Below are 24,770 nucleotides of genomic sequence, written 5' to 3'. Positions count from 1 at the left end.
GCACCCGGCCGGCGGGCCGCGTGGTGTCGGGGGACAACGCTCAGGTGTCCTTGGTGGCCATCCGAGCCGTGGCGGCGGAGAACCCGATGAGGATGTAGCAGCAGGCCCGCCACAGGCCGGTGAGCAGGTCCTGCGAACGGATCGGGTCGCTGAGCACGTCGCTGATCGAGTACCAGTCCGTGGTGAGCATCACCGGTTTCAGCCACTCCAGGTTCGGAAAGGCCTCCAGCACCCCGAAGACGATCAATCCCCCGACCGTGACGGCCATGACCAGCAGCGGATGCTCGGTGGCCGCGGAGACGGCCAGGGCCACCGCGCCCACGGCGGCCATCTGTACCGCGCACCATCCCGCGGCCAGGGCCACCCTCCCCAGGGCGGGGCCGAGCGGCAGGGTGGTTCCGGACAGGGTCACCAGCCCGTCTCCGCCCACCACGGTCAGCCCGGTCAGCACCCCGCTGAGGGTGATCACCCCGACGGCGAGCACGACCATGCTCGCCACGCCGATCGCCTTCACCGTCACCAGCCGCACCCGCCCCACCGGGGCGAGCAGCAGCCCGCGCAGCGTGCCGTGGGCGGACTCCCCGGCCAGCGCGTCGGCGGCCACCATGGCGGTGACCAGCGGAAGCAGCAGGTTCTGCGTCATCATCAGGCTGAACACGGGAAGGACCAGCCCGTTGCCCGCCATGGCGGCGAACAGCGGCGGACCGGAACCGGCCGAGCCGGTCAGGGTCAGCACCGTCCCGATGAGCACGGGCAGCATCGCCAGCCCGAACAGCGCCAGCAGGTTGCGTGGCCTGCGCAGCACCCACCCCAGTTCGGACCGCACGATCCTCCAGAAGGGGGCGGGCCCGTTCCGGCGCACACCGGAGGGCAGTTCGACGCGCGATATCGTCCCGTTCACGTTTCCCCCTCGGTGAGTCGGGCGAAGATGTCCTCCAGACCGGCGCGTTCCCGTCGGGCCTCGTGGACCTCCACCCCGGCACGGACCAGCGCCGCGATCACCTCCGGCGCCCGGTTGTCGGACAGGTCGACACGCAGGTCCCCGTTCTCCTCCCCCACGGGGACGCCCGCCTCCCGCAACGCGCGCAGACCTTCCTCGGTGTCGGCGACCGTCACGAGCAGGCTGGGTCCCGTCGACTCCAGCAGCGTGTCCAGCGCCCCCTGGGCGATCAGCGTGCCCTCGCGCAGCACCGCGGCGTGGGTGCAGGTGTTCTCCACCTCGGACAGCAGGTGGGAGGACAGGATCACCGTGGTCCCGTCGGCGTGCAGGTCGGCGATGACCCGGCGGATCTCCCTGGTGCCCGCCGGGTCCAGGCCGTTGGTGGGTTCGTCGAGCACCACGAGTTCCCGGGGAACCAGCAGCGCCGCGGCCAGCCCGAGGCGCTGTTTCATGCCCAGCGAGTAGGAGCGGTACCTGCGCTCGGCGGCCTCGGCGAGCCCGACCCGTTCCAACGCCTGCTCCACGGCGGTGTCCGTGTCGGAGCCGAACAGCCCGGGTTCGACGGCGGCGCACCGTTGCAGGTTGCGTCTGCCGGACAGGAAGGGGTGGAAACCGGGGCCCTCCACCAGAGCCCCCACCAGGGGGAGGGCGCGTCCGGTGTGCTCGGGGATCCGGTGTCCGAGCAGTTCCACGGAACCGGAGGTGGGTTCGGTCAGGCCGAGCAGCATCCGGATGGTGGTCGTCTTGCCCGAGCCGTTCGGCCCGAGCATCCCCAGCACCGCCCCCCTGGGCACGGTCAGGTCCACATCGGACACGGCGACCGTGCGTCCGTAGGTCTTGCGCAGCGATCTGGTGCGCAGCGCCGGTTCCGCGTCCCGCGCGGAGGCGGGGGCCTCGTGGACCCCCGCCCGAGCCGTGTCGACGGCTTCGCTCATCACGAGTTCCTCAGTGCCTCGGTCAGTACCTGCCGGGGGACGGCCCCGGCGGCCACGCGCCCGTCGGAGGTGATCACGGCCGTTCCGGCGGCGGTGTCCACCACCCTGCCGTGGCCCCACGAGCCGCTGATCGGTTCGCCGACCGTGTCGAGGATGCCACGCGGGTTCTCGGGGGAGCCGGCGCGCTCGCGCTCCGTCGTGCCCTCCTGCCGCGTCGCCTGTTGGGGAAGCTCGCTCACCACGACCGTGTCCCAGCCGTCCCCGACGATCCGGGGCGTGGAGTCAGCCCGCTGCCGGTGCTCCCCGTCCGGGTGATCGCCCTCTTCGGGGTCGGCCGTGCGCACCCGCGCGTCCTCCGGCGGGGTGAACTGGAACAGTTCGGGGTCCTGACGGCCGAAGTCGAGCCGGGAGAAGCCCGCGCTCAGCGCCGGTTCCCCGGACCCGTTGGTGTTGACCTCCACCCGCAGGGGGAGGCTGTGCTCGGCGCCCACCGCGACACGGACCTCGCGCAGTTTGGTGCGTTCGCCGGGATCGGGGGTGAGCACCAGCTCGTAGGCGTCCTCGCCCGCCACCTTCGTGGTCCCGTCGACGGTGACCTCGCTGCTGTCCCGCAGTTTCCCGACCAGCTCGCGGGCGAGTTCGGAGGGGTTCCCGGCCGGGGCGTCGTCCCCTCGCGTCCCCGCGTCGTGCTCGCCGGTGTGGTGTTTGACGACGGTCCTCTCCGCCGAGGTCCACTTCCACACCGTGTTGCCGTCGTCGACCACGGTGACCTCGCCCTGGGAGGTGGGAACCGACATCCGGTACCCCTGGTTCCCGTCGGACCACACCCGCAGGGACTTCTGACCGCCGGAGAGGAACTCTCCCGCCTCCTCCGTGCCGGGCAGGGCGGGCAGGCCGAGCCGGTTGTGCACCGTCACCGTGCCCGCCATCGCCGGGGCCCGCCCGGACTCCAGCACGGAGGCGACCAGTTCCTGGGGGCTGGTGGCGGGCAGGCGCGGATTCTGCGCGCCCGCGGGTAAGGCCAGTGAGGTCAGCCCGAGGGCTCCGGCCGCGATCCCGGCCGAAGCCGTCAGCGCGATGCTCCTGCGTCTCATCCGTCTTCCCTTCGGTTCTGCGGTTCCGCCCCTGTCGGGCGTCGTACGCGACGACAGGTCCGGGTGCCGGCGGGACCTCCGGACGGTGTTCGTGCCGGACGTCCCCGCACCGACATCCTCGCGGACGTCACCTCTCAGGTTGCACCCGCCGGACTGAGATCGCGCTGAGAGCGAGTGGATGGCCCTGTGCACAGGACAGGTGAGTCGCGGTCTCAGGGTCACTGGGGGCTCTCCCCGATGTGGTCGGCCCCGAGGACGGGCATGCTGGGGACCGTGAACGAGGACGGTGCGGTGACCCGGGTGCTGGTGGTCGACGACGAGGCCGGAATGCGTTCGGCGCTGTGTCGCGGTCTGTCGGCGGAGGGGATGGAGGTCACCGGTTGCGCGGAGGGCACCGAGGCGCTGCGGCTCGGCTCCACCGGCGCTTTCGACGTGATCCTGCTGGACGTGCTGCTTCCCGGGCTGTCCGGCTACCGGGTCCTGGAGCTGCTGCGGGAGCGTGGCGTGGGCACCCCGGTGTTGATGGTCTCGGCCAAGGACGGCGAGTTCGACCAGGCCGACGGGTTCGACCTGGGAGCCGACGGCTACGTGGTGAAACCGTTCTCCTTCGTGGTGCTGGCCGCCCAGGTGCGTGCGCTGGCCCGCCGGGGCGGGACCGCCACGGAGTCGGACGTGCTCACGCTGGGGGACCTGGAGATCGACCGTTCCGGACGTCGGGTCCGGTGGGCGGGCCGGCCGGTGGCCCTGTCCCCGAGGGAGTACAGGCTGCTGGTGGCACTGGCGGCGCGGCCCGGGACGGTGCTGACCAAGGAGGAGCTGCTGAGCGAGGTCTGGGGCGGTGCCCAGGACGTCACCCGCAACGTGGTGGAGGTCTACATCGGTTACCTCCGGCGGAAGTTCGACGCGGTCGGGGCGGGGGAGGTGGTGCGTACGGTGCGCGGGCACGGCTACACGGTGGAGCGGCCGTGAGCCCGGCGCGTCGCCGGTGGCGCCCTGCGGTGCGGACGGTGCGGAACTGGTGGAACCGACGCACCGTGCAGACCCGCGTCACCCTCGTGGCCGCGCTGGCCGCCCTGGTCGGTGTGACCGTGCTGGTGGTCATCAGCGGGACGCTGCTGGGGTGGCTGTCCCTGGAGTCGATCGACACCAGACTGCGTACCGAGGCCCGGCGGGCCGCCTCCGCGTTGTCCACGGGCACCGCTGCCCGGGAGGTGGCCACACCCGGTGGTGTTCGGGTGCTGGACACCGCCGGGGAGCCCGTGGACGGACTGGGACCCACCGGGCTGCGCCCCTGGGAGATCAACACGTTGAAGACCGGCGAGGGGGTCACCGGCCGGGGTGCTCCCGACGGGGACGCCTCCCGGGTCCGCTGGCGGGGGACGGTGGTGCCCGACCCGTCGGGCAGGCCGCTGCTCGTGCTGGCGCGCAGCGAGCTGGCCGTCTACCACGACGTGCGCTCGACGGCGGATCGCGTGTTGGTGCCGGGAGCGCTGTGCGGTGTGCTGTTCGTCGCGGTGGCCACCTGGGCCGCGGTGCGGGCCGCCCTGCGCCCGGTGCGCCGGATGCGGCTGGCCGCCGCGGAACTGCCGGTGGGCCAGCGGCTGCCGGTGCCGGAGGCCGATGACGAACTGCGCGGGCTCGCCCTGGCCACCAACGAGATGCTGGACCGGCGGGACGCCGACACCGAGCGGTTGCGCCGTTTCACCGGAGACGCCGCCCACGAGCTGCGCAACCCGGTCGGTGCGATCCGCACCCAGGCCGAGGTGGCGGTGCTGCACCCCGACCCGGAGCTGGCCCAGCAGACCCTGCGTGAGATCTCCGAGGAAGCCCTGCGGCTGTCCGAGCTGGTGGACGGGTTGCTCGCGGTGGCCCGTGCCGAGGCGGGGGCCGGTTCGGAGGGGGAACCGGTGGACCTGGTCGCGGCGGCGCGCTCGGCCGTGGAACGGGCCCGTTCCGGGCAGGAGCGGGTCCGCATCGGGTTGGTCACTCCGTTCCCCACGGCCCCGGTGCTGGCGACTCCCTCCGAGGTGTCCACCGTGCTGGACAACCTGCTGGCCAACGCGACGCGCTTCGCGCGGGCACTGGTTCGGGTGAGCGTGTTGCCCGCGGCGGACGTGGTGCGGGTGGTGGTCGACGACGACGGCCCCGGCATCCCCCCGGAACACCGGGAGAAGGTGTTCGACCGGTTCCACCGGGTGGACCCTTCCCGGGCCGGTGAGCACGGCGGTGCCGGGCTGGGACTGGCCCTGGTGGCCGGAACGGTCCGGGGACGGGGTGGGGCGGTGCGTGCCGACTCCGCACCCGAGGGAGGGGCCCGCATCGAGGTGCGCTGGCCCCCGGCGGGCTCGGCCGAGTGAACCGCCGCCCCGTCTCCGGGGATCCGGCCGGGGCGGGCACGATGGTGGTTCGTGACGGATCACGGTGTTCGTGTGGCGGCCGCTCCGCGTACGGCGGCCGCCGCGGTGCGGCACACCCGCACCGTGTTGGAGGTCTTCCGGGGGCGTCCCGTGACGGCGGTGGGGGAGTTGCTGGTCGTCGGGGACCGGTTGGTCCTGCAGGACCTTCCCCGCTACGCGCCGGGGCGACAGCTCTCGGTCCGGGCGGCCGACGAGACGGGGTTGTCCCTGGCGGTGGTGGGGGCACCGGAGGAAGCCGAGGAACTCGGGGTCGTGGTGGGGCCGGACTCCTCGGGGGCCGAGGTGACCGTGCGCTGTCGGGAAGGGGAGGGCACCTCCCCGTTCCGGCGGCGGTGCGGGGCGTACCTGGAGCGGGTCGGGGCCCTGGCCGTGGCGTGGGCGGACCGTCCCCGGGTGGTGGGCGCGGCCGTCGTGGAGGAGGGGATGCTGCTCGCCCAGCAGCGGTGCTGTCCGGCCCGGCACGCCGGACGGTGGGAACTGCCCGGTGGCCGCGTGGAACCGGGCGAGGACGAGGCGGCGGCCGTGGTGCGGGAGTGCCGCGAGGAACTGGGCGTCGACGTGCGGGTCGCGGGGAGGTTCGGCACCGACGTGCCGATCCCGGGTGAACCGGGGATGCTGCTGCGCGGCTACCTGGCCACCCTGGCGGACCCCAGCGCCGTTCCGTGGCCGGTGGAGCACCGCGCGGTGCGCTGGCTCGGTGCCGAGGGGTTGACCGAGGTGGACTGGTTGGCCACGGATCGCTTGCTGCTCGACGCGATGCGTGGGGTGGTGGAGGAGGACCGGCGCCGGGCCCTGTCGGAGTGATCCCCGTGGTGCCGGAACGCGTGCGGGTTTTCCGGACATTTCGCGAAAAAGGGTCGCGATCATTTTTCGTATTTGTCGGAAAAGCGTTCCCCCGTTGCTCGGATGGTGTGGTCTGTGGCTCCATCGGCTCGTCACGGATCTTCGGCGGGGATATCATCGAAGAATGTACGTGGTTCTGGTTCATTACACCGCACCTCTGGCAGAGGTGGACGCGTTGCTGGCCGATCACTCCGACTGGTTGGCGCATCATCAGGACTCCGGCGAGTTCATCGCCTCCGGCCGGCGGCACCCCCGCACCGGAGGGGTGATCATCGCGCGTTCGATGTCCCGGGGGCAGTTGGACGCGGTGCTGGCCACCGACCCCTTCGTCGTGCACAGGGTGGCCAAGCACGAGGTGATCGAGTTCCAGGCGCTGCGGACCATTCCGGAGCTGGCCGATTACGCGGATCACCTGACTCCGGCGGAGTGAGGAACGGGTCGCTCCGGTGGGTGGCTTCGGGATCCGGAGTCCCGCTCCGGAGTTATCCGAAAATATTTCGAGAATTGGCCGTTTCCGACGGTGGCGGTTCGGGGTTCCCGCGGAAGACCTCCGGACCGTCGCCGTTTTTTCACCTTTCATCCGATTCACGGCGTGTCCGGTGATCCTTTCCCGGGTGAGCTTCCGGACGGGAACACGGAATAGCGCGTTTTGCCCCGGTGTTGCACGCCGGTGAGGAGTCCCGGCCGACGAGCCCGTTCCGGACGGGTGACGGCATCCCGGACAGGACGGGCGGCACACGGAGGTCTCCGGCGTGGTGGCGAGCCACACGACACCGCGCGGGAGACGGTGCACTACCCTGGTGAGGGATATCCGGCCGTCGGAGATGGGCACGCCGGGCGTGCCACGCACGTGTTCGATTCCCACGGCGGCCGCGGCCCACCGGTTCCAGCCGCACGAATCACGGGCCGCTCCTCGAACGACGCCGTTTTGCACCCGACCCGTACGAAGCCAGGAGTTCCCGCGTGTCCGCCACCAGTGTCGCCAGCCCGAACCAGCGCACCCGCACCGATCTGCGCAACATCGCCCTCGTCGCGCACGTCGATCACGGCAAGACCACCCTGGTGGATGCCATGCTCCGGCAGTCCGGAGCGTTCTCCGAGCGCACCGAGCCCGTCGACCGCGTGATGGACTCCAACGACCTGGAGCGGGAAAAGGGCATCACGATCCTGTCCAAGAACACGGCGATTCACCGGATGACCGAACAGGGCCCGGTCACCATCAACGTCGTCGACACCCCGGGCCACGCCGACTTCGGCGGTGAGGTCGAACGCGGGCTGTCCATGGTCGACGGCGTGATGCTGCTGGTCGACGCCAGCGAGGGGCCACTGCCGCAGACCAGGTTCGTGCTGCGCAAGACGCTGGCCGCCGAACTGCCGGTGATCCTGGTGGTGAACAAGGTCGACCGCCCCGACTCCCGGGTGGCCGAGGTCGTCGAGGAGACCCACGAGCTGCTGCTCGAACTGGCCGCCGACGTCGGTGCCGACGAGTCGGTGCTGGACATCCCCGTCATCTACGCCTCGGCCCGGGACGGGCGCTGCTCCCTCGAAGCCCCGGAGACGGGCGAGGTCCCGCAGAGCGACCTGACCCCGCTGTTCGACACTCTGCTCGAGCACGTCCCCGCCCCGGAGGGTGATCCGCAGGCCCCGTTGCGTGCCCTGGTCACCAACCTCGACGCCTCCTCCTTCCTGGGACGCATCGGCCTGTGCCGGATCCACGCCGGACAACTCCGCAAGGGACAGACCGTGGGACTGTGCCGGGAGGACGGCAGCGTGGAGAAGGTGCGGCTGACCGAGCTGATGGTCACCGAGAACCTGGACAGGGTCAACGCCGAGTCGGCCTCGGCGGGGGACCTGGTGGCCGTCGCCGGGATCCCCGACATCAATATCGGGGACACCATCGCCGACCCGGAGAACCCGGAACCGCTGCCCCGCATCACCGTGGACGCCCCGGCGATCTCGCTGACCATCGGGACCAACACCTCCCCCACGGCGGGACGCAACGGTGGGAGCAAGGTCACCGCCCGCCTGGTCAAGAACCGGCTGGACGCCGAACTCGTCGGCAACGTCAGCCTCCGGGTGGTCGACACCGAACGTCCGGACACCTGGGAGGTCCAGGGACGTGGGGAACTGGCCCTGGCCGTGCTGGTGGAGACCATGCGCCGGGAGGGCTTCGAACTCACCGTGGGCAAGCCGGAGGTGGTCACCAAGACCGTCGACGGCAAGCTGTGCGAGCCGTTCGAACGGCTCTGGCTGGACATTCCCGAGGAGCACCTGGGGGCCGTGACCCAGTTGCTGGCCTCCCGTAAGGGACGGATGGAGACCATGGACGGGCACGGCACCGGGCGGATCAAACTGGAGTACGTGATCCCTGCCCGGGGACTGATCGGTTTCCGCACCGAGTTCCTCACCGAGACCAGGGGCGCCGGTATCGCCAACCACGTCTTCGAGGACTACGCACCCTGGGCGGGGGAGATCCGCAGCCGCAACAGCGGCTCGCTGGTGGCCGACCGTGCCGGACAGGTGACCACCTACGCGCTGATGCAGCTGTCCGACAGGGGAACCTTCTTCGTCGAACCCGGTGACGAGGTCTACGAGGGCATGGTCGTGGGGGAGAACCCGCGCGCCGAGGACCTCGATCTCAACATCACCAAGGAGAAGAAGCTGACCAACATGCGTTCGGCCGGGGCCGAGGAGCTCGAACGGCTCGCCCGCCCCCGCAAACTCGGTCTGGAGGAGGCCCTGGAGTTCTGCTCCGCCGACGAGTGCGTGGAGGTCGGGCCGAAGGCCCTGCGGGTGCGCAAGGTGACCCTGGACGGCGTCCAGCGCGGCAGGCAGCGTTCCCGCGCCAAGTCGCGGGACGCGCAGAGCTGACCCGCCGGGGCGGTGAGGCTGGTCCGGGAGGGCGACCCGGGTGTGGGATGGTCGTGGGGATTCACTGCCGTTTCCGGCCCCGCGGTCGCTTCGCCCGGGGTGTGCGGCCGGATCCGCAACGGAGGTTCGACCAGCGTGTACCGAAGCCGGTTTCGTCCGTTCCCCGCCGCGGCACTGGTGCTGGTGTTTCTGAGCGTGCTGACCGGGTGCACGAACGCGCCACCGCCGCCGGTGGTCAGTTCGACCACTCCGCGGCCGAGCTCCGAACCCCCCACCGAGCCGCCCCAGCCCCGGGTGGTCGTGGCGGGGGTCGAGAAACTCGAAGGTGGCTTCAACCCGCACGCGCTGGCGGACCAGTCGCAGCTCACCGACGCGTTGTCCGAACTCATGCTGCCTTCGGTGTTCGTGCCCGGCCCCGACGGGGAACAGGTGCTCAACACCACGCTGATGAAGTCGGCCGAGGTGGTGCCGGACACCGACAGGTTCACCGTGCGCTACCGCATCCGCACCGACGCGGGGTGGTCGGACGGGGCGCCGATAGCCGCCGAGGACTTCGTGTACCTCTGGGAACAGATGCGTTCCCAGGACGGGGTGGTCAACCCGGTCGGCTACCGCATGATCTCCGACGTGCGCTCCCAGCAGGGCGGCAAGACCGTGCTGGTCACCTTCGACCGTCCCTATCCGGGGTGGAAGTCGTTGTTCGACCACCTGTTGCCCGCCCATCTGGTCAAGGACGCCCCCGGCGGGTGGGAGGACACTCTCGACGACGGCTATCCCGCCTCGGGCGGTCCGTTCGCGATACGCCAGTTCGACCTGGACCGGGGCCAGATCGTGCTGATGCGCAACGAGCGTTACTGGGCGGAGCCGGCCAAGTCGGACCGTATCGTGGTGCGTGCCGCCGATCGGCAGGCGAACCTGAACGCGCTGAGCAGTGGAAACGTGCAGCTGGGGATGTTCGACCCGGACGCGGAGACCATGCGTGCCCTGCGGGGGCTGGGTGAGGACGTCCGGTTGATCACGCTGCCCCGGCCGCTCGTCAGCACCCTGTTCCTGCGGCGCAGCAGCCCGCAGCTCAACGACGTCCGGGTCCGCCGTGCCGTGCTCGCCGCACTGGACCGCAACGCCCTGGTGAGCACGGGAACCGGTGGGGGGCCGGATGAGGAGCGGCGCGCCCACGCGCAGGTGCTGGCCCCCTCCCAGCCCGGATACTCCGCCACCGAACCCGCGGGCGAGTTCTCCGACTCACCGGACCCGCAGCGGGTCCGGAAGCTGCTCCGCGAGGCGGGCTACGAGCACACCGACGGAAGCTGGGTGCGGGACGGGACCCCGCTGAATCTCGTGATCGCCGCGCAGTTCGAGGAGGACTCCTACGAGGCCGTGGCCAACGCCGCGGCCGACCAGCTCGCCGCCCAGGACATCGGGGCCACGGTGATCACCCCTGAAGGGGACGAGCTCTACCGCACGATGCTGCCCACGGATCCGGGGCGCATGGACCCTCCCGAGTCAGCGGGGATCGACCTGGCCGTGGCGCCGCGTCCGGTGAGCGCCGACCCCGCCTCCACCCTGGCCGCCCAGTGGGGATGCCCCTCGGTCGATCCGGACACGGGGAGTACGGCCACGTTCGGTCCCACCGGCTTCTGCGACCGGATGCTGCAACCCACCATCGAGGCGGTCACGACGGGACGGATCCCCTTCGCCCGGGCGTCCGGGCGCGTCGAGCCCGTGGTGTGGTCCAGTGCGCTGGCCTTGCCGCTCTACCAGGAGACCCGGGTGTTGGCCGTCCGTCGCGAGCTGCGCGGGGTCGAGGACGGTCCCGGTTTCGCCACCCCGTTCAGCACGGTGGGAGAGTGGATCGGAGCCCCGGGGGAGAGCTACGACTGGTGATCCAGCGGCCACCCGCCGTGTCGCGGCGGCCGGAAAACGATGGCGTCCGGTGTGGGAAGTGGTGCATCGTTGTGCGGACACCACACCGGTCCGGAAGGGAGCCCCGCCCATGTCGTCCACAGTGACCGAATCGGATGAGCCCGGGCTCGGCACCGGCGGGTACACGTGGCCGCGTGGGCTGCGCTGCGTCCGTTGTGGGGCCCGCACCGAACCGCGTTACGACACGGAGGGCTGTCTCGACTGCCGTGATCGGGGGATTCCCTCGGCGCTGCTGGCCGAGTACGACCTGTCCGGTCTGGACGGTTCCTCGCTGCGACGTCGGTGGGGAGCGCGCCGGGAGGGGATGTGGTCCTACCGCGAGCTGCTGCCCATCCCTCCCGAACACGTGGTCACCATGCGGGAGGGGGCGACTCCCCTGGTCGAGCTGCCCGGCGAGGGGACACACCGGTCCGAGCGGGTGTTGGTCAAGGACGAGCGCCGCAACCCCACCGGCAGTTTCAAGGACCGTTTCTACAGCACGGCGGTCTCCTGGGCCGCCTGGTACGGCCACGGGACGGTGGCGCTGGCCTCCAGCGGCAACGCCGGGGTCTCGGCGGCCGCCTACGGAGCGCTGGCCGGGCTGGAGTGCGTGGTGGTCGCCACCCCGGACATCGGGGAGGTCTGGCGCGGGCTCGTCGAGCTGCACGGAGGGAGGATGCTGTTCGCCTCCGACGCGGCCGAGCGGTGGGAGATCCTGCGCGGCCGGGCCGAGGAGCAGGGGTGGGCGGTACTGACGAACACCTCGGCGGTTCCGGTGAGCAGCCTGTGGGTCGGGATCGAGGGCTACAAGACCATGGCCTACGAGATCGTCGAGGACCTCGGCACCGCCCCCGAGGCGGTGACCGTGCCGGTCTCCCGCGGCGACGGCTTCGCCGGACTGTGGGCGGGGTTCCGCGAACTGCACGAGCTCGGCGTGATCGACCGGCTGCCCCGCATGATTGCCGCGGAGCGCTATCCCTCGTTGTCGGTGGCGCTGCGGGACGGGCTGGAGCTTCCGCCGGAGCAGGAGGTCGACCCGGACAGTCTGGCCGTCTCCATCGGCAACCCGCAGGCGACGGTGATGTCCTTGCGGGTGCTGCGCGAGTCGGGGGGCACCGCCGTGGTCTGCTCGGAGGAGGAGCTCCGGTCGGCCACCGCACGGCTGGGTGCCTCCGGGATCGCGGCCGAACTCAGCTCGGCCGCCTCCCTGGTGGCCGCCCGAAGGCTGCGTCGGAACGGCACGGGGGACGTGGTGGCCCTGTTGACCTCGCGCGCCTCGCACCAACCCGCCGCGTTCCGCTGAGCCTCCGCGCTGTCTCGACCCCGACGGGGTCGTGCCGTTCCCGTCGGATGGGAGGAGGCACGGACCCGACGGGGCGGTCCTAGGCTGGGAGCGTGACGTTGACGACCGCACCGCGTCTACTGCTGGTACACGCGCATCCGGACGACGAGACCCTCTGGACCGGCGGCACCATCGCCCGCTACGCGGCCGCCGGCGTGCAGGTGACCCTGGTCACCTGCACGCTCGGCGAGGAGGGGGAGGTCATCCCCCCGGAACTGCGCGGGCTCGACTCCGCCGGGGCCGACCAGCTCGGCGGCTACCGTGTCGGGGAGCTGAACGCGGCCTGCGCCGCCCTCGGGATTTCCGACCAGCGTTTCCTCGGGGGCATGGGGCGTTGGCGTGACTCGGGGATGGCCTGGCAGCGATACGGCAGGACCGCCGGGGCCACCGCCGACACCCACCCCAGGGCCCTGGTGGCGGACGAGCCCGGCCGGCAGGCCGCGCTGCTGGAGGAGATCCTGCGTGAGGTGCGTCCCCAGGTGGTGGTCACCTACGACTCGGACGGGGGATACGGGCATCCGGACCACGTCCGCGCCCACGAGATCACCCTCGCGGCCGCCGAACGGGTCCCCGGGGTGGAGAGGGTGTTCTACGCCGCTCCCGCCGCCTCCGCCGTACGGGAGGGGCTGCGGAAACTGGCCGCCGTCGAGGGCGTGCCGTTCACCCTGCCCGGTGAGGACGATCTGCCCACCGTGGACGACGCGACCGTGGACACGGTGATCGACATCACTCCCGTGCTGGAGGCCAAGCTCGACGCCCTGCGCGCACACCGCACCCAGGTGAGCCTCTGGACCGACGAGAGTTCCGGCGCCGCGGCCTACGCGCTGTCCAACGGCATCGGCCAACCGGTGCTGGGCGGCGAGTACTACGTGCTCGGCAGCGGCTCGGGCACACCCCGCACCGACCTGTTCGAGGGGCTCGACGTCGCGGGCGGGGCTCCGCTGGAGCGGCGATGAGCGGGCTACTGAGGTGGGCCGACCGGGCGACGCTGGCGGTGCTGGTGCTGGACGCGGTGCTGCTGGCGGTGCTCGAACTGTTCTTCCTGCCCTCCTACCTGGGCAGTGTGCAGTTTCCCGTGACCGTGGCGGTGGCCGTGGTCACCAACCCGGTGCTGGTCGCGCTCGCGGCGCGGTTCTCCACCGGCGGACTGGCGGCCGCCGCCCCGCTGGTGGCGTGGTTCGCAACCGTCTTCGTGCTGGGCACACTCGGACCGGGCGGGGACATGCTGTTGCCCGCCGAGGACTGGCGGAGCTATCTGCTCATCGGCGGCGGAACCCTCCCGGCCGCGGCGATGCTGGGGATCGTGCGCGGCAGGCGCTCGTACCCGGGATGAGCACGGGCTCTCCGGGGGAGAGTGTGGCGAACGGCACGTCCGTGGTGACGGGGTCGCTCCGGCTCGGGCCCGCGGTTACCGGCGGAGCCGTCCCTGGAGGGTGCGGCCCCGGCCCCATGGGTTCTAGCATCGCCGGTCACCTGGGAGAACGTTCCGTCCCGTGCCGGAGTCACCCCCTTGGTGGGCTGCCGGTCGATCCGCCGGGCGGGATGTCAACCCGGTGGGCGATTCCGCCGAGGTCCGGCGGAAGGTGCCGTTTACCTCCGCACCCACGGCCGCGTACCCTCGATCACGCTCCCGTGCTGTGGAACCGACTGTGTGCGCGGGGCGCCTCCGAGGGATACTGGGCGGCAGCCGCGCGGATCCGGCGCGGGAGGAGAAAACGTACCGAGCAGGAGAGCTACCGTGACCTACGTGATCGCCGAGCCCTGCGTCGACGTGCTCGACAAGGGATGCATCGAGGAGTGCCCCGTCGACTGCATCTACGAGGGCGGGCGGATGCTCTACATTCATCCGGACGAGTGCGTCGACTGCGGGGCCTGTGAACCGGTTTGCCCGGTCGAAGCCATCTACTACGAGGACGACGTGCCCGAGGAGTGGGCCGCCTACACGCAGGCCAATGTGGACTTCTTCGAGGATCTCGGTTCGCCGGGCGGGGCCGCCAAGGTCGGCAAGGTGAACAAGGACGTCGAGCCCATCGCCAGCCTCCCCCCGCAGGGCGAATGAGTCCCGAGGGTTCGTCGGAGAGTACGGCGAACACCGGTGGCAGGACGCGCGGATCCCGCCACCGGGGGATGCCGCGGTTCCCGTGGGACTCGCTGGCGACGGCCGGGGAGACGGCCCGTGCGCACCCGGACGGGATCGTCAACCTGTCGGTGGGCACGCCCGTCGACCCGGTCCCGGACGTGGTGCGCGCGGCGCTCCGCGCCGCCGACGACTCCCCCGGGTACCCGGCCACGCACGGCACCCCGGAGCTCCGTGCCGCCGCCGCGGCGGCCCTGGCGCGGCGTCACGGGGTGCACGGTGTCGCTCCGGAGGACGTGCTGCCCACCATCGGCTCCAAGGAGTTCGTGGCCTGGTTGCCGAGCCTGTTGGGCACCCGCCCGGGTGACACGGTGGTGATCCCGGAGCTGGCCTATCCCACCTACGAGGCGGGAGCCCGCCTGGCCGGGGCCGAGATCGTCCGGACGGAGGCCACGCACTCCCTGGGACCCGCCGGTCCTGCCGTGCTGTGGCTGAACTCCCCCTCCAACCCGACGGGCAGGGTCCTTCCGGCCGAGCACCTGCGCAAGGTCGTGGACTGGGCCAGGGAACGCGGAACCGTGGTGGTCTCCGACGAGTGCTATCTGGCCCTGGGCTGGGAGGCCGAACCGGTCTCGGTGCTCGACCCGGAGGTGTGCGGCGGCTCCTTCGAGGGACTGCTCGCGGTGCACTCGCTGTCCAAGACCTCGAACTTCGCGGGCTACCGGGGTGGGTTCGTCACCGGCGACCCCGAGCTCGTGGGGGAGCTGCTGGAACTGCGCAAGCACGCGGGCATGATCGTCCCGCGCCCGGTGCAGGACGCCATGACCGCCGCCCTCTCCGACGACGAACACCTGCGTGAACAGCGTGCGCGCTACGCGGCCAGGCGCGAACGGCTGCGCCCCGCGCTGGAGGAGGCGGGTTTCCGGGTGGACCACTCGGTCGCCGGTCTCTACCTGTGGGCGAGCCGCGAGGAGGACGCCTGGCAGACGGTGCGGTGGTTGGCCGAGCGCGGGATCCTGGTGGCCCCCGGCACGTTCTACGGCCCCGAGGGGCAGCGGCACGTGCGGATCGCGCTGACCGCCTCCGACGAACGGATCGAGGCCGCCGTACGGCGCCTGCGGGAGTGAAAGCGTCCCCGGGACCGCGCCGCGAGGAGGCCGACTCCGAGGTCTCGGGGTACCGGAACGGCGGGTCGGTCACTGCCGACGGGCGTGTTCGGACCACGCGGTGGTCGTGTCCACCAGCTCACGCCAGCGTTCCGGCCACCTCGCCCGCAGCCGCTCCCGCCGGAGGCGGCACCGCCGCACCACTTCCTCGGCGAGCAGCACGGACTCGGGGTCGAGCCGGCGGGGTCGCCCCGGGCCGGTTCCCTCCTCGACCAGACGGTGCATCCACTGTTCGGTGACCACCGCGTCCTGGTGCTGCCCGAGCACGTCCTGCAACCGCTCGGCGGCGGCCGCCACCCGTCGAGGGGCCTCCTCCTCCAGCACCGGCACGGCCAGTTCGGCGCAGTAGCGCAGCCGTTTGACGGCGATGCGCAGCCCGTGCAACCGGGAGTCCTCCGGTGCGGCCGGCATGTCCCGACCCTTCTCGTGCACCGCGCGCAGCTGTTCGCCCAGTTTCCGCCGCAGGACCCGCACCCCCGGCTCCGCGGCACCGGTCGCCGGGACCCCGTCCCGCACGGCCGTGGCGAGCGAGACGAGCAGTGCCCGGTAGCGCTCCGTGCGCAGGGTCTCCAGCAGCTCGGAACGGGCGTGCTCGCGGTGTTCACCCAGCGCGGCGCGAAGCTGTTCCAGTGCCGGGCTCCGGGCCTGCTCCTGTTCCGGGACCAGGCGGTCCAGCTCGGCCAGCTGCACGTCCAAGTCCCGCACCGGCCCGAGACTCCGGCCGAGCCAGCCGAGCTCGGCACGCAACCCGGAACACCACGCGCGGTCGAGCGAGTCCCGGCCGGTGCGGAGCACCGCGCGCATCCGCCGAACGGCCACCCGGGCCCGGTGCAGGTCCTCGGGGTCCCGCCCCCGGAGGATCCCCGCCTCGCGCGCGGCCAGCAGGCGGGTCCACCGGTCCAGCGCGGCCCGAACGTGCTCGGCGAACGGCTGGTCCCCGCTCGCCCGTACCGGCTCGGTGGGCAGCCCGGATCCGGTGAGGAGGGTAGCGGCGTCCCTCCACTCCGGCGGGCCGCCGTTTCGAGCGCCGGGCGAGGACACACGGTGAGGATAGCTCGCCCGGCGGGACTTCCGCCGCCCCCGACGGGACGTTCTCGGCGCCACCCGGGAGAACCACGGAGGGGCACCGCGCAGGGCGTGCTGGCGTGGCGCCCCCGGGGAGGCTCAGTCGTTGGCGTGCAGCGCCGCGTTCAACTCGACCTTGCCGCCGGTGCGCCCGACGGCCTCCACCGCTCCGGTGGTGGAGTTGCGGCGGAACAGCAGTCCCTCGGACCCGGAGAGCTCGGCCGCCTTGGTGAGGGTGCCGTCCTCCAGGGTGACCTTGGTGCCCGCCGTGAGGTAGAGGCCGGCCTCCACGACGCAGTCGTCCCCGAGGGAGATGCCGCACCCGGCGTTGGCGCCGATCAGGCAGCGTTCCCCGACGGAGATCACCTCACGACCCCCGCCGGACAGTGTGCCCATGATCGAGGCTCCGCCGCCGACGTCCGAACCGTCGCCGACGACCACACCCGCCGAGACACGCCCCTCCACCATGGAGGCCCCCAGCGTGCCCGCGTTGAAGTTGACGAAGCCCTCGTGCATGACCGTGGTGCCGCTGGCCAGGTGCGCGCCGAGCCGGACCCGGTCGGCGTCGCCGATGCGCACCCCGGACGGGATCACGTAGTCGACCATGCGGGGGAACTTGTCGATGCTGTAGACCGTGACCTCCCCGCGCGCCCGCAGGCGCAGCCTGGTGGACTCGAACCCCTCCACCGGGCACGGGCCGTGGTTGGTCCACACGGCGTTGGACAGCAGACCGAACACCCCGTCCAGGTTCTGGCCGTGGGGTCGCACCATGCGGTGGGACAGCAGGTGCAGCCGCAGGTACACGTCGTGGGTGTCGGCGGGGGCGTCGGCGAGCCGGGTGATACCGGTGCGTACCGCGACGACCTCGACGCCGCGGGCCTCGTCGCGCCCGAGCAGTTCCGCCCCGGTCGCCCCCAGCGCCTCGGTAGCCTCCTCGGAGGTCAGCCGCCTGCTGCCGACCTGTTCCGGCTCCCCGAGACGGATCGTGGGAAACCAGGTGTCGAGCACGGTCCCGTCGTCGGTGACGGTCGCGATTCCCACACCGTGGGCACCGGTGTGCTGCGGATCGGGAGTGGTTGGGCTGCTCATGGTGCAAACGGTAGTCGGAACCCGTCCACCCTCCCCCAGGGGGTGGCGGCCCGACGGAGGATGTCGGCGGATGCCGGCACGGAGTATCGTCCCCGCCGTGACGCCGCGATTGGATCTCACCGCCGACCCAGTGGAACTCACGGCCGCCCTGGTCGACATCCCCAGTGTCTCCGGTTCCGAGGAGCGCCTCGCCGACGCCGTGGAGCGGGCGTTGCGGGAGCAGGCCGGTGGGCTGGAGATCGTCCGCAGCGGCAACGCCGTGCTGGCGCGCACCAACCTGGGCAGGGACTCCCGTGTCGTCCTGGCGGGACACCTCGACACGGTTCCGGTCAACGACAACCTCCCGCTGAGCCGCACCGGCGGCGGGGAGGACGAGGTGCTGCACGGCTGCGGAACCGTGGACATGAAAGGCGGCGACGCGGTGATGCTGCACCTGGCGGCCACCCTGGAGGAGCCCCGCCACGACCTGACGTTCGTGTTCTACGACTGCGAGGAGGTCTCGGCCGACCGCAACGGCCTCAACCGCATCGAACGCGACCTGCCCGACTGGATGGACGGCGGGCTGGCCGTGGTGTGCGAGCCCTCCGACGCCTCCGTGCAGGCGGGCTGCCAGGGCACCCTGCGGGTGGAGGTGCGCACCGAGGGGAGGCGGGCCCACTCCGCGCGCGCCTGGATGGGCTCGAACGCGATCCACGCCGCCGAGCCGATCCTGCGCCGTCTGTCCGAGTACGAGCCGCGCAGTCCCGACGTGGACGGTCTGCGCTTCCACGAGGGGTTGCAGGCCGTGGGGATCAGCGGCGGGGTGGCGGGAAACGTCGTGCCCGACGAGTGCGTGGTCACGGTCAACCACCGTTTCGCCCCGGACACCTCGCTGGAGGAGGCGCAGCGGCGGGTACGCGAGATCTTCCACGACTTCGAGGTGACCGTGGTGGACGCGGCCCGGTCCGCACATCCGGGGCTGAGCCAGCCGGCCACGGCCGAACTCGTCGAGGCCTCGGGTGGGGAGCCGGTGGCGAAGCTGGGGTGGACCGACGTGGCCCGGTTCGCCGCCAGGGGGATGCCCGCGGTCAACTTCGGCCCCGGTTCGCCGACGCTGGCCCACACCAAGGAGGAGCACGTGGCGGCGAGCCAGATCCGCCACTGCGCCGGGGTGCTGCGCCGCGCGCTGGGATCAGGCTGAGGCGAGCCCCGGAGGTTCTTCCACGGTCGCTCCGGCGGGGCCGTTCCGACGGGAGTCGGGCGAAACCGTCCCGGCCGTCAGCTCGGGCTCATCCGCAGCTCCTCCTCGTCTTCCTCGGTGGTGCGCTGCTCGGGTGTCCGCGGGGCGAGGGCCTCCCGCAGCCGTTCGGCGATCTCGGCCCGGCTCTGCTCGCCCGTGGGGGACTCGGAACGCTGCCGCGCGGACGGTTCCGCCTCGCCAGGCCCGTTCGTGGTGGACTCGGACGAGGCGCCTTCCCCGCCGCCCGTCTGCTGGACGAAACGCAGCAGCTCCACCGGGAAGGGCAGCACCAGCGTGGAGTTCCTCTCCGCGGCCACCTCCACGACCGTCTCCAACAGCCGCAGCTGCAACGCGGCCGGGGCGTCGGACATCACCGAGGCCGCCTCGGAGAGTTTGCGGGAGGCCTGGTACTCGCCGTCGGCGGAGATGATCCGCGAACGGCGTTCCCGCTCGGCCTCGGCCTGCCGCGCTATCGAGCGCTTCATCGCTTCGGGCAGCGAGACGTCCTTGATCTCCACCCGGTCGATGTGCACTCCCCAGTTGAGGGCGGGGTTGTCGATCATCACCTCCAGGCCCTGGTTGAGCTTCTCCCGGTCGGACAGCAGGTCGTCGAGGTCGCTCTTGCCGATGATGGAACGCAGTGAGGCCTGGGCCACCTGCCCCATGGCGAACAGGTAGTCCTCCACGTTGATGACCGCCCGGGTGGGGTCGGTGACGTTGAAGTAGACGACGGCGTCCACGCGGACGGTGACGTTGTCCCTGGTGATGCCCTCCTGGGCGGGCACCGGCATGGTGACGATCTGCATGTTCACCTTCCGCAGCCGGTCGACGCCGGGCACGATCGCCGTCAGGCCCGGTGTCCTGATCCGGTGCTGAAGGCGCCCGAAACGCAGGACGACGCCGCGTTCGTACTGTCTGATGACCCGAACGCTCGCGGCCGTGCCCACCGCCGCGAACAGCAGAACCGCGACGAGTATGTCGATGATCATGTCGACCTCCGGACACGGGGTTCCGGCTGGACGACCGCGCGGAGACCGCACGGCGGTCCCTCGTACGTGCGGTCGTGCCAGGAATGCTACTCCGAAAGCACGCCTCGTGGTGCCGCCGCGCGGGAAGCCACCCGCGCATCACCCCGGCGACCGCTCCCCGTGACGGGGACGTCGCCCCGGGCTCACGCCGGATGCCTAGGCTCTGGGGCATGAGTATCGACGGACGGCAGCAGGGCCCGGACGGTGACCGGACCGACCCGAACGTTCTCCCCGCGGAGGGCCTCGCGGACGAGCACCCCGACGAGCGGAGACAGGGACCGGTGGTGCTGCGCCGTTCCCGCATGGGGGAGTCCAGCACCACGGACCAGCGGCTGCTCGACTCCCGGGGGCCGACCGACTGGGTGCACACCGACCCGTGGCGGGTGCTGCGGATCCAGGCGGAGTTCGTGGAGGGCTTCGGGGCGTTGGCCGAGGTCCCCCACGCCACCACCGTGTTCGGTTCCGCCCGCACACCCCGGGATCACGAGGAGTACTCCCAGGGGATGCGGTTGGGATCCGCGTTGGCCGGTACCGGCTGCGCCGTGATCACCGGAGGTGGCCCCGGGACCATGGAGGCGGTCAACCGGGGAGCCTCCGAGGCCGGGGGACTCTCCATCGGGCTGGGCATCGAGCTGCCCTTCGAACAGGGACTGAACCCCTGGGTGGACCTGGGTGTGAACTTCCGCTACTTCTTCACCCGCAAGACGATGTTCGTCAAGTACGCCCAGGCTTTCGTCTGCCTGCCCGGCGGCTTCGGCACCATGGACGAGCTGTTCGAGTCGCTGACCCTGGTGCAGACCAAGAAGGTGACCAAGTTCCCGGTGGTGATGTTCGGCCGCTCCTACTGGCAGGGGCTCTACGACTGGATCAGGGACACCATGCACGCCAGTGGCAAGATAGGTGATCAGGAACTCGGGCTGCTGCACCTCACCGACGACGTGGACGACGCGGTGCGGGTCGTCCAGGAGGCCTACGCCGCGTGGGACGCCACGCACTAGCCGAAGGGACCGGTATCCGGTCCGTCCGTCCCCGTGGAGCGTCACCGGCGGGCCGTGCCCGCAGACCGCCGCGCGTCGGTGGTTCCGCCGCCCGGGACATCCCGCCCGGCCGTTCCCGCCGGGCCGTGGTCGACGAGCACTGAAGGAGGTTCCGTGACGGAGCAGGAGAGGACGTCGCCGGGGGAAGGACGAGTGACGGTGTGCGTCTACTGCGCCTCCCGGCCGGTGCCCGAGCGCTACGTACGCCTGGCCGGTGAGGTGGGTGGTGAACTGGCCGCGCGTGGATGGCAACTGGTCTCCGGCGGAGGCCGGGTGTCCATGATGGGAGAGGTCGCCCGCCGGGCCCGTGCGGGCGGGGCCCGCACGGTGGGGGTCATCCCCCGCGACCTCGTCGAACGGGAGGTGGCCGACACCGAGGTGGACGAACTGCTCGTGGTGGACACGATGCGGGAGCGCAAGGGGCTGATGGACGCCCACGCCACCGCCTTCCTCGCCTTACCCGGTGGGATCGGTACCTGTGAGGAGCTGTTCGAGATCTGGACCTCCCGCTATCTGGGGATGCACACCAAACCGGTGGTGCTGCTCGACCCGGACGGGCACTACGGCGGGCTGCTCGACTGGCTGCGGGGACTGGTCGAGGCCGGGTTCGCCTCCCCCGAGTCCCTGCGTGCGCTGATAGTGGCCTCCGACGTCGCCACCGCCCTGGACGCCTGCGCCGCGTGACGAGACGGCCCCGGCGGGAGCTGCCGTTGTGTCAGGATGGTGGCGTGCAGCCTCTCCGCTTCGGCGACAAACGCATGGCCGAGGACCGTCCCCTGGTCATGGCCATCATCAACCGCACCCGTGACTCGTTCTTCGACGGCGGACGTACCTTCGAGCGGAGCCCGGCCAGCCGGGCGGTGGAGCAGGCCGTGTCCGAGGGGGCCGACATCGTCGACATCGGCGGGGTGCGCGCCGGAGCAGAGGGGGAGCGGGTCGACGCGGACGAGGAGATCCGCCGCGTGGCTCCCTTCGTCGCCGAACTGCGGGCCAGGTACCCGCGGCTGGTCATCAGCGTGGACACCTGGCGGCACGAGGTGGCGAGGGAGGTCTGCGAGCGGGGCGCCGACCTCATCAACGACAGCTGGGCCGGGGCCGACCCGAGGCTGGCCGAGGTGGCCGCCGAGTTCGGAGCCGGGGTGGTGTGCTCCCACACCGGCGGTCTGCCGCCGCGTACCGACCCGCACCGGGTGCGCTACTCCGACGTGGTCGCGGAGGTGAGCCAGGAGCTGGTTCACCGGGCCGAACGCATGAGGGAACTGGGCGTACCCGCCGAGAGCATCCTGATCGACCCCACCCACGACTTCGGGAAGAACACCTGGCACGGGCTGGAGCTGCTGCGCCGGGTGGACGAGCTGGTCGCCACCGGCTGGCCGGTGCTGATGGCGTTGTCCAACAAGGACTTCGTCGGCGAGACGCTCGGTGTCGGGGTGCACGAACGACTGGAGGGAACCCTGGCCGCCACGGCGGTGAGCGCCCGGGCCGGGGCCAGGGTGTTCCGTGCCCACCACGTGGCCCAGACCCGGCGCGTGCTCGACATGGTCGCCAGCATCTCCGGGACCAGACCTCCGGCCGAGGTGCTGCGCGCCCTGGCCTGAACCGCGACGTTCAGAACAGGCTGCTGACCAGGCCCGCGATGGAGGCCACCGATCCCGTGTGCCCGAGGGTGTCCAGCAGTGGCCGTAGCCTGGACCAGCGTTTCCGCACGCTGTCGGAGTCGGGGGTGTGCTGCCGCAGCAGTTCCTCCAGTTCGGTGGCCTGGTCGTGGGCCCGGGCGCTGTCCACGTCGGTTCTGCTGTGCTGTTCCAGCAGCCCCACCAGTTCCGCGACCAGCCGGCGCAGCTCCTCCAGCTCACCTCCGCCGGAGTCGCCGACGAACACCTGGTCGACCCGGGCGGTGCCGCCGGCGGCGAAGTTCTGGGCGCCGGTGAAGCTGGCCCCGCTGAAGTCGAATCCGGACTTCCGTTCGTTCATGGTCACTCCCTGGTTGTTCGTCCGGGGGGACGGGGCAGGACGGCGGCCTGGGCGGTGCCCTGGTCACCGAAGTTCTGGGCTCCCAGGAACTGGGCGTTGTGGAAGCTGTTGCTGGTGTTGTTGATGACCTGGGTGGTGTGCTGCTCCAGGTCCTCGGTGTGAAAGCCCCGTTCGGAGAGGTGGTTGCGCACCGCGGAGAGCGTGCGTTCCTCCAGCAGGGTGATGTGGCGCTGTCCGTCCAGGTCCTGGAACTCGTTGGCGCACTCCTCGCCCGCGGCGGTCTCCCGGATGCTGCGTACCTCACCGTGGACGGGTCGGAGTCGTTCCCGGGGCAGCAGGCCGCCCAGGGTCCGCCAGCGCCAGGCGATGCTTCCGAGCAGCTGGAGGAGTTCGAGCAGCGCGGCGGGGAAGGCGTCGCCGAAGGTGCTCGCCACGGAGCCGTGCAGCCTGTAGTCGGGGGAGATCGGGAAGAGGCAGTAGGCGTTCCACTCCAGGTAGAGCGTGCGGTTGTCGCAGCCGATGTTGAACAGGGTCGTGACGGACAGTTCGGTGTCCCAGCTCGGTACGCTGCTCTGCTGGAAGTGCCTCGCCCATTCGGTGTTCTCGTCGATGAGCAGGTCCATCGTCTCGGTGTCCACCGAGCTCACACCGGGCTCGTTTCCCTCCGGAAGCAGTGCCCGGGCGACGGGGGAGAACCGGTTGCGGTGCAGCTGGGTGGTGTTGACCACCACGACCGGGTTCACGGTCAGTTCCCGCAGTCTCCGACCGGGGACGAGCCGGTCGGAGTCCAGCATCGAGTGGAGCTCCTCGGTGACGGCGCTGTAGAGCTCCTTGGGCCGCAGCGCGGGAGGTTCGGTGTCCCGGTCCTTGGCGCGCAACACCAGGGGGAAGGTCCAGGCGTTGAGTCGGCGCCCGTAGCCGGGGAAGGCGTGCCAGCCCACGTGGGGCAGGACCGTGTTCCCGTCGCTTCGCCGGGCGACCGCGTTCAACAGGTCCACGTGGTGGCGGGTGACCGCCGTGGTCAGCATTGTGGCCACCGTGCTCACCAGAAGCCTGGACGGTGCCGCGACCGCGGCCCCCACCGAGGCGATCAGGTAACGAGTCACCCACTTGTCCAGCAACAGCACCACGAGGATCACCGCGAAGGTCAGCAGGAACAGCAGCACCGGCACCAGCGGCAGGTACGACCACGCCGAGGTCGACTCCCCCCGGGGTTCTTCCGGGGAGTAGCCGCCGGAGGCCAGGGAGGCGAACCAGTTCTGGGTGCGGACGTAGAGGACGGCGTAGGGAAACCATCCCACGAAGAAGGCCACCGTGGTGACCAACCCCACCGTGTTGATCTCCTCCTCGTCGGTGCGGGGACCGCTTCTCGTCGCCCCCGCCGTGTTCCTGCCGAAGGTCAGCGACCAGAACAGCCACACCGTGGCCCAAGCGACCAGGAAGAACAGGCTGTAGGGCAGGGAGAACACCCCGGCCAGCGCGAGCAGTCCGAGAACCAGGAAGTCGCGGAGGTGTCGTCGGCGACGGGCGACCAGGGCCTGGGTGAGCACGCGGACGGCGTCGACGCCCTGGGGAGGGGGCAGCGCTTCGTGGGGTGTGTGCAGGTAGTTGGCGATGATCCGGTCGGCCAGCTCGGGCTTGAGGTGCACGGCGGCCACCAGGTGACGGTCCGTCTCGCTGGGAGAACGGGTTCCGGGCCCGTGCTGCCGGGGTTCCTGGACGCTCGGTCGCATGATGGTTCCGGGGTCGGGGGGTTGTTCACGGTCGCCCG

23 protein-coding genes are annotated in these 24,770 nt (G+C 71.4%); 15 read left to right on the top strand and 8 right to left on the bottom strand.

Features of this window, described 5'->3' with window-relative positions; genetic code table 11:
* Positions 1-40 precede the first annotated feature (40 nt).
* From CEP50_RS03320 to CEP50_RS03310, 3 genes are read right to left on the bottom strand one after another with little or no spacing between them, the layout of a single operon-like run.
* A complete protein-coding gene (locus CEP50_RS03320; protein ID WP_106112422.1) occupies positions 41-901 on the bottom strand; it encodes an ABC transporter permease in 861 nt (286 codons plus the stop codon).
* A complete protein-coding gene (locus CEP50_RS03315; protein WP_106112421.1) occupies positions 898-1,875 on the bottom strand; it encodes an ABC transporter ATP-binding protein in 978 nt (325 codons plus the stop codon). The genes CEP50_RS03320 and CEP50_RS03315 overlap by 4 nt, the downstream gene beginning before the upstream one ends.
* A complete protein-coding gene (locus tag CEP50_RS03310; protein WP_106112420.1) occupies positions 1,875-2,969 on the bottom strand; it encodes a LolA family protein in 1,095 nt (364 codons plus the stop codon). Before CEP50_RS03310 ends, CEP50_RS03315 begins: the two co-directional genes overlap by 1 nt.
* A gap of 261 nt (positions 2,970-3,230) precedes the next feature.
* Between CEP50_RS03310 and CEP50_RS03305 the strand changes: the two genes are divergently transcribed.
* From CEP50_RS03305 to dapC, 11 genes are all read left to right on the top strand, one after another.
* Positions 3,231-3,938 (top strand): response regulator transcription factor, encoded by a 708-nt coding sequence (locus CEP50_RS03305; protein ID WP_106112419.1) that lies wholly within the window; start codon positions 3,231-3,233, stop codon positions 3,936-3,938.
* Entirely contained in the window at positions 3,935-5,326 is a 1,392-nt protein-coding gene (locus CEP50_RS03300; protein WP_258174785.1) for a sensor histidine kinase, read from the top strand. The genes CEP50_RS03305 and CEP50_RS03300 overlap by 4 nt, the downstream gene beginning before the upstream one ends.
* 51 nt (positions 5,327-5,377) lie before the next feature.
* Complete coding sequence (locus CEP50_RS20280; RefSeq protein WP_219905297.1) at positions 5,378-6,190, top strand: (deoxy)nucleoside triphosphate pyrophosphohydrolase; 813 nt, start codon at positions 5,378-5,380, stop codon at positions 6,188-6,190.
* 163 nt (positions 6,191-6,353) lie between these two features.
* Positions 6,354-6,659 carry a YciI family protein gene (locus tag CEP50_RS03290; RefSeq protein WP_019853204.1) on the top strand — a complete coding sequence of 102 codons (306 nt, stop codon included), beginning with the start codon at positions 6,354-6,356 and terminating at the stop codon, positions 6,657-6,659.
* A 533-nt stretch (positions 6,660-7,192) separates the two neighbouring features.
* Complete coding sequence (gene typA / locus CEP50_RS03285) at positions 7,193-9,100, top strand: translational GTPase TypA (protein WP_106112417.1); 1,908 nt, start codon at positions 7,193-7,195, stop codon at positions 9,098-9,100.
* 135 nt (positions 9,101-9,235) lie between these two features.
* Complete coding sequence (locus CEP50_RS03280) at positions 9,236-10,984, top strand: ABC transporter family substrate-binding protein (RefSeq protein ID WP_106112416.1); 1,749 nt, start codon at positions 9,236-9,238, stop codon at positions 10,982-10,984.
* 109 nt (positions 10,985-11,093) lie between these two features.
* Positions 11,094-12,305 (top strand): threonine synthase, encoded by a 1,212-nt coding sequence (locus tag CEP50_RS03275; RefSeq protein WP_181188186.1) that lies wholly within the window; start codon positions 11,094-11,096, stop codon positions 12,303-12,305.
* 92 nt (positions 12,306-12,397) lie between these two features.
* Positions 12,398-13,300, top strand: coding sequence for an N-acetyl-1-D-myo-inositol-2-amino-2-deoxy-alpha-D-glucopyranoside deacetylase (gene mshB / locus CEP50_RS03270; protein WP_106112414.1), 903 nt, complete (start codon positions 12,398-12,400; stop codon positions 13,298-13,300).
* A complete protein-coding gene (locus tag CEP50_RS20025; protein ID WP_106112413.1) occupies positions 13,297-13,677 on the top strand; it encodes a hypothetical protein in 381 nt (126 codons plus the stop codon). The genes mshB and CEP50_RS20025 overlap by 4 nt, the downstream gene beginning before the upstream one ends.
* A gap of 405 nt (positions 13,678-14,082) precedes the next feature.
* Positions 14,083-14,403, top strand: coding sequence for a ferredoxin (gene fdxA / locus CEP50_RS03260; protein ID WP_019853211.1), 321 nt, complete (start codon positions 14,083-14,085; stop codon positions 14,401-14,403).
* A 68-nt stretch (positions 14,404-14,471) separates the two neighbouring features.
* Positions 14,472-15,548 (top strand): succinyldiaminopimelate transaminase, encoded by a 1,077-nt coding sequence (gene dapC, locus CEP50_RS03255; protein ID WP_106112521.1) that lies wholly within the window; start codon positions 14,472-14,474, stop codon positions 15,546-15,548.
* Positions 15,549-15,617: 69 nt separating this feature from the next.
* Here dapC and CEP50_RS03250 read toward each other — a convergent pair whose 3' ends face one another.
* Together CEP50_RS03250 and dapD are read right to left on the bottom strand one after the other, a co-directional pair.
* The gene (locus CEP50_RS03250) at positions 15,618-16,628 is read right to left on the bottom strand and encodes a CHAD domain-containing protein (RefSeq protein ID WP_106112412.1); all 1,011 of its coding nucleotides are present in this window, start codon (positions 16,626-16,628) and stop codon (positions 15,618-15,620) included.
* A gap of 123 nt (positions 16,629-16,751) precedes the next feature.
* Positions 16,752-17,741: a 2,3,4,5-tetrahydropyridine-2,6-dicarboxylate N-succinyltransferase gene (gene dapD / locus CEP50_RS03245; RefSeq protein ID WP_106112411.1), complete on the bottom strand. Its 990-nt coding sequence runs from the start codon at positions 17,739-17,741 to the stop codon at positions 16,752-16,754.
* 70 nt (positions 17,742-17,811) lie between these two features.
* Here dapD and dapE point away from each other — a divergent pair, with 70 nt between their 5' ends.
* On the top strand, positions 17,812-18,921 hold the full coding sequence (dapE, locus tag CEP50_RS03240; RefSeq protein WP_106112410.1) for a succinyl-diaminopimelate desuccinylase: 1,110 nt from the start codon (positions 17,812-17,814) through the stop codon (positions 18,919-18,921).
* Positions 18,922-18,998: 77 nt separating this feature from the next.
* Here dapE and CEP50_RS03235 read toward each other — a convergent pair whose 3' ends face one another.
* Positions 18,999-19,949, bottom strand: a complete 951-nt coding sequence (locus tag CEP50_RS03235) for a slipin family protein (protein ID WP_106112409.1) — start codon at positions 19,947-19,949, stop codon at positions 18,999-19,001.
* 209 nt (positions 19,950-20,158) lie between these two features.
* Between CEP50_RS03235 and CEP50_RS03230 the strand changes: the two genes are divergently transcribed.
* The 3 genes from CEP50_RS03230 (at position 20,159) to folP (ending at position 22,623) form a co-directional block, all read left to right on the top strand.
* Complete coding sequence (locus CEP50_RS03230) at positions 20,159-20,986, top strand: LOG family protein (RefSeq protein WP_181188185.1); 828 nt, start codon at positions 20,159-20,161, stop codon at positions 20,984-20,986.
* Between the two features lie 153 nt (positions 20,987-21,139).
* The gene (locus CEP50_RS03225) at positions 21,140-21,709 is read left to right on the top strand and encodes an LOG family protein (RefSeq protein ID WP_106112408.1); all 570 of its coding nucleotides are present in this window, start codon (positions 21,140-21,142) and stop codon (positions 21,707-21,709) included.
* Between the two features lie 44 nt (positions 21,710-21,753).
* Positions 21,754-22,623 (top strand): dihydropteroate synthase, encoded by an 870-nt coding sequence (gene folP / locus CEP50_RS03220; RefSeq protein ID WP_106112407.1) that lies wholly within the window; start codon positions 21,754-21,756, stop codon positions 22,621-22,623.
* A gap of 10 nt (positions 22,624-22,633) precedes the next feature.
* Here the strand turns inward: folP and CEP50_RS03215 are convergent, their stop codons facing one another.
* Entirely contained in the window at positions 22,634-22,999 is a 366-nt protein-coding gene (locus tag CEP50_RS03215; protein ID WP_258174780.1) for a hypothetical protein, read from the bottom strand.
* Positions 23,000-23,001: 2 nt separating this feature from the next.
* Complete coding sequence (locus CEP50_RS03210; protein WP_106112405.1) at positions 23,002-24,732, bottom strand: hypothetical protein; 1,731 nt, start codon at positions 24,730-24,732, stop codon at positions 23,002-23,004.
* Positions 24,733-24,770 lie beyond the last annotated feature (38 nt).

It is taken from the genome of Actinopolyspora mortivallis (assembly GCF_003001495.1).
GTDB classification, from domain to species: Bacteria; Actinomycetota; Actinomycetes; order Mycobacteriales; family Pseudonocardiaceae; genus Actinopolyspora; species Actinopolyspora mortivallis_A.
This window is presented reverse-complemented; position numbering and strand designations above follow the sequence as displayed.

Coding starts and splice junctions, on each gene's coding strand:
- CEP50_RS03230 (WP_181188185.1), top strand. CDS start 20,159: ATGAGTATCGACGGACGGCAGCAGGGCCCGGACGGTGACCGGACCGAC.
- CEP50_RS20025 (WP_106112413.1), top strand. CDS start 13,297: ATGAGCGGGCTACTGAGGTGGGCCGACCGGGCGACGCTGGCGGTGCTG.
- CEP50_RS03315 (WP_106112421.1), bottom strand. CDS start 1,875: ATGAGCGAAGCCGTCGACACGGCTCGGGCGGGGGTCCACGAGGCCCCC.
- dapE (WP_106112410.1), top strand. CDS start 17,812: ATGCCGGCACGGAGTATCGTCCCCGCCGTGACGCCGCGATTGGATCTC.
- CEP50_RS03210 (WP_106112405.1), bottom strand. CDS start 24,732: ATGCGACCGAGCGTCCAGGAACCCCGGCAGCACGGGCCCGGAACCCGT.
- CEP50_RS03310 (WP_106112420.1), bottom strand. CDS start 2,969: ATGAGACGCAGGAGCATCGCGCTGACGGCTTCGGCCGGGATCGCGGCC.
- CEP50_RS03305 (WP_106112419.1), top strand. CDS start 3,231: ATGCTGGGGACCGTGAACGAGGACGGTGCGGTGACCCGGGTGCTGGTG.
- dapC (WP_106112521.1), top strand. CDS start 14,472: ATGCCGCGGTTCCCGTGGGACTCGCTGGCGACGGCCGGGGAGACGGCC.
- CEP50_RS03235 (WP_106112409.1), bottom strand. CDS start 19,949: ATGATCATCGACATACTCGTCGCGGTTCTGCTGTTCGCGGCGGTGGGC.
- dapD (WP_106112411.1), bottom strand. CDS start 17,741: ATGAGCAGCCCAACCACTCCCGATCCGCAGCACACCGGTGCCCACGGT.
- CEP50_RS03275 (WP_181188186.1), top strand. CDS start 11,094: ATGTCGTCCACAGTGACCGAATCGGATGAGCCCGGGCTCGGCACCGGC.
- CEP50_RS03215 (WP_258174780.1), bottom strand. CDS start 22,999: ATGAACGAACGGAAGTCCGGATTCGACTTCAGCGGGGCCAGCTTCACC.
- CEP50_RS03290 (WP_019853204.1), top strand. CDS start 6,354: ATGTACGTGGTTCTGGTTCATTACACCGCACCTCTGGCAGAGGTGGAC.